The 3,529-nt window shown below is 40.6% G+C and carries 2 protein-coding genes and 2 pseudogenes; 3 read left to right on the forward strand and 1 reads right to left on the reverse strand.

Going from position 1 to position 3,529, the window contains the following annotated elements:
- Window positions 1-716 (forward strand): annotated as a pseudogene (locus AB4589_RS25095) (hypothetical protein); the annotation flags it as partial.
- An 80-nt stretch (window positions 717-796) separates the two neighbouring features.
- A complete protein-coding gene (locus AB4589_RS25100) occupies window positions 797-1,582 on the forward strand; it encodes a hypothetical protein (RefSeq protein WP_372101925.1) in 786 nt (261 codons plus the stop codon).
- 104 nt (window positions 1,583-1,686) lie between these two features.
- On the opposite strand, the gene AB4589_RS25105 is transcribed toward AB4589_RS25100, so the two are convergent.
- The gene (locus AB4589_RS25105) at window positions 1,687-2,124 is read right to left on the reverse strand and encodes a carboxymuconolactone decarboxylase family protein (protein WP_012601271.1); all 438 of its coding nucleotides are present in this window, start codon (window positions 2,122-2,124) and stop codon (window positions 1,687-1,689) included.
- 127 nt (window positions 2,125-2,251) lie between these two features.
- On the opposite strand from AB4589_RS25105, the pseudogene AB4589_RS25110 reads away from it, so the two are divergent.
- Window positions 2,252-3,166, forward strand: a pseudogene (locus tag AB4589_RS25110) (LysR family transcriptional regulator).
- The last annotated feature ends 363 nt before the right edge of the window (window positions 3,167-3,529 follow it).

Genomic DNA, 3,529 nt, shown 5'->3' on the forward strand with positions numbered 1-3,529 from the left:
GTGAAGTCGATGGCTACTTGAGCATTGAAAACGGCACGGTTTACGTTCGTGATAGCGACCACAACCTTGTAACTGAATGGAAACCAACACTAGGTCACCCGATTCAAATCGACCCAACAAACCCAATTGAAGCAACGCCAGATGCTGACAATGGCCGTCAAGTTGACCAAATTGCAGACAACATGTGGCAAGTATCGACTCACGGTGAAGTCGATGGCTACTTAAGCATTGAAAACGGTACTGTTTACGTTCGCGACAGCGACCACAACCTTGTGAAGGAATGGAAACCAACACTAGGTCACCCGATTCAAATCAACCCAACAAACCCAATTGAAGCAACGCCAGACGCTGACAACGGCCGTCAGTTAGCTAAAGTAGGTGACAACGTTTGGATGATTACAACACACGATGCAATCGATGGTTACGTCATTGATGAGCGTCACCATAACGATGGTGTGAAGATTTACGACGAAAACGGAAAGCTAGTCAATCACATCACTGGTGACATCAGTACAGATGGTGGTTACATCGAATCAACTAAAGGCGGTGAAATTCACATTACAGTCGACAGAGAGTCAGGTCGAATTGATGGTATTTACTTGAATGATGTAGCTCAACAAACCGTCGACAACATCAAGAGCCACATTGGTTCAAACCCTAACTTTAAGAAAAACATTCAACAACTTAAAAACCGCGTAATGAACGCTCGCGGCTAATTTAAATGAACAGTAAGCCCTGACCGATACAGGGCTTACTTCTATCCATAATAGGGACATCATTTACCGAGACATTTGTTTTGCTTATACAAGCCTTTCGCAACGTAATTTTTTTCACTATTCCACTTTCTATTTTAGTCGCGAGTAACATCGCCTACAGTGCCGAACCCTATACTGCTACCCACATAGCATCAAATACCGATGACACGTTTGACTATGTCGAATTTGTAAATCAAACATTCGACGTCACCATGAGCCAAAGTAACTTCTTAGGCGACTATTCAAACCAATACGTCTTTACACTTAATGCATCCTACAATATCAATGATGAATGGCGTTTATTTGGTTCCGTCGACTCCGACCAATTTGGTGATATAGGACTCGGGTATTCGTTCTTCTTATTTGATGAAGTCTACAATGAGGTATCAGCTTCCATTGGTGGAAATACAGATAAAACGGGAGTGTACACCACGGGTATATTTTCAGCTTTCAAATACCAAAACACCGTTTTCTTCTCAAACTTTGACGCTCAATACATCGATCGACAAGATCTCTCAAGTTCAAATTGGGATACGCGAATCAGGCACGAGCGTATCTATTTGAACAAGTTAGTTGGTGCGAGCTACGAAGTTAATAACTGGCTAAATTTATCAACTTCATATGGCCATGATAAACAGCACTACAATAAGTTATCATTCAAAAACATTGACTATGATTATCGTGAAACACAGAGTCAGGCCGATAGCTACATTAACCTTGGTTTCACACTCAATCTATGGGGTGTAAAACCGTATCTATCGCATCATTTTGATTTAAATAATTCAGATTGGAATTACTGGGATTTCAGCCTTTCTTTTGATTTCTAATATACAAAAAGCACTAGAACTAATTAATTTAGAAGGCTACAAGCTCACAAGAGCCTGTAACCTTTTTTGATCTCAGTTACATGGACTTGTTCTGATTTTAATTTTTATCCGTGAGTCATTTTTGTGGCAAGTGCAAAGCGATTCCAAGCATTAATCATGATTACTTGCATCATAGACTGTGCGAGTAACTCATCTCCTAATAAGCTTAGACATTGCTGATAAGTCGCATCCGAAACACCCGAATTCGAAATCAGCGTCATTTCATCCGTTAGAGTCAAAATTGCGCGCTCAGTGTCATTGAAGAGTGGCGACTCTTGCCATGCTGCGAGAGCAAACAGCTTTTGCTGAGAGATATCGATCTTCAACGCTTCAGCTGTGTGCATTTGAATACAGTAAGCACATTTGTTGATGATTGATGCTCTGATTTTAATCATCTCTTTTAGTTCACTCGATAACGCCACGTCAGATAAATAGCCTTCGATAGACAGCATTGCACTTAAAGCGTCAGGTTGAACTTGAGCGAGGTCGATACGTTTTAACATTTTGGCACCTATATTTGATTAATGAATATCGCTATCAATGCGACGGAGCCATTGTGCACAATTCGAAATATAAGCAGAATACACATATTATGCGAATTAGTTATGCGCAAAACGCAAAGGTGGGCATATGTTAGAGCTAATCAAAATATTTGACCAAGTCGTGGAGTCTGGAAGCTTTTCTCAGGCAGGCCGAGCTCTCAATATGGCTCCTTCTTCGGTCGCACGAAATATAGATAACTTGGAAAGTAAGATTAAATCTTCGCTTTTTAAACGCAGTACACGACAACTAATGCTGACTGAAGAAGGTCAATATTTTCACCAACAATCGGCCAAAATATTACAAGATAGCAATAGATTGTTAGAAGAAATGCAAGGTGATCAAGGCCCCCCTGAAGGGGTACTGCGAGTTTCCGTTTTTGAAAGCTTTGGTAACCTGTGCCTTACTCCATTAATTCCAGAGTTCCTTGAGCGGTACCCTAAAATACAAGTTGAGTTAGAGCTGGATAACAACGTGGTTGATCTAAACAGTGAAAATATTGATGTCGCTATCCGTATTGGTACACCACAAGACAGTCGACTCAAGGCTCGTAATCTACTGACCAATAACGCATCATTGGTCGCAGCCCCGTCGTATATTGAAAAGTACTGAACTATCGATAAACCCGAAGAGTTGCAAGATCACAACTGTTTGCTGATAAGCCATGAACGGCAAAAAAACTATTGGTACTTTAAGAAAAATGCAGTTAACAAAAAAGTGTTAGTGACAGGCAATTTGATATCAAAAGGCGGCTCACCTCTTTTACATGCTGCGCTTAGCGGAGTTGGCGTTCTTTTACTGTCTGACTGGATGCTAAAACCGTACTTAGAAAATGGACAGTTAAGGGAGTTACTCCCTCAATGGACCTCAATGCACAGTGAGCAAGGGAGTGGCGAAATATTCGCAATATATAAGAATACTCAATATCCAAGACCTCATGTACGCTTTTTTATTGATTTTTTAGTTGAAAAGTTAGAGTCTTTGAAGCGCGTTCCGCAGCATTAATCTCACGTAGTCTAACTAGATTACAGGCGCCGCTTTGCCCGTACATCGATGTGGATCAGTCGCGAAATGTGTTCGATAGCACATATACCAGACAAAAAAATAGCCGCTCAATGGCGGCTATCTTGTCATGGTCTCAATTATTACATCTAAATCAAGGGGGCTTAATTTCTAAAGAAAAAGCACACTAGCATCGACTGGTTATTTGTCTAACTTAAAAAAGCTTAGTTCTGAATTGAGTTCTTTCGTTACTTCAACAACGCTTTGGTTTGCTTGAGCTGATTGATCAATGCCTTCAATATTTTGTTGAACCAGTACGTTCATATTTTCAAGCTGTGTCGATATATCGTAAACGCGCCATAAACC

It is taken from the genome of Vibrio sp. 10N.222.49.A3, from assembly GCF_041475145.1.
GTDB classification, from domain to species: Bacteria; Pseudomonadota; Gammaproteobacteria; order Enterobacterales; family Vibrionaceae; genus Vibrio; species Vibrio tasmaniensis_A.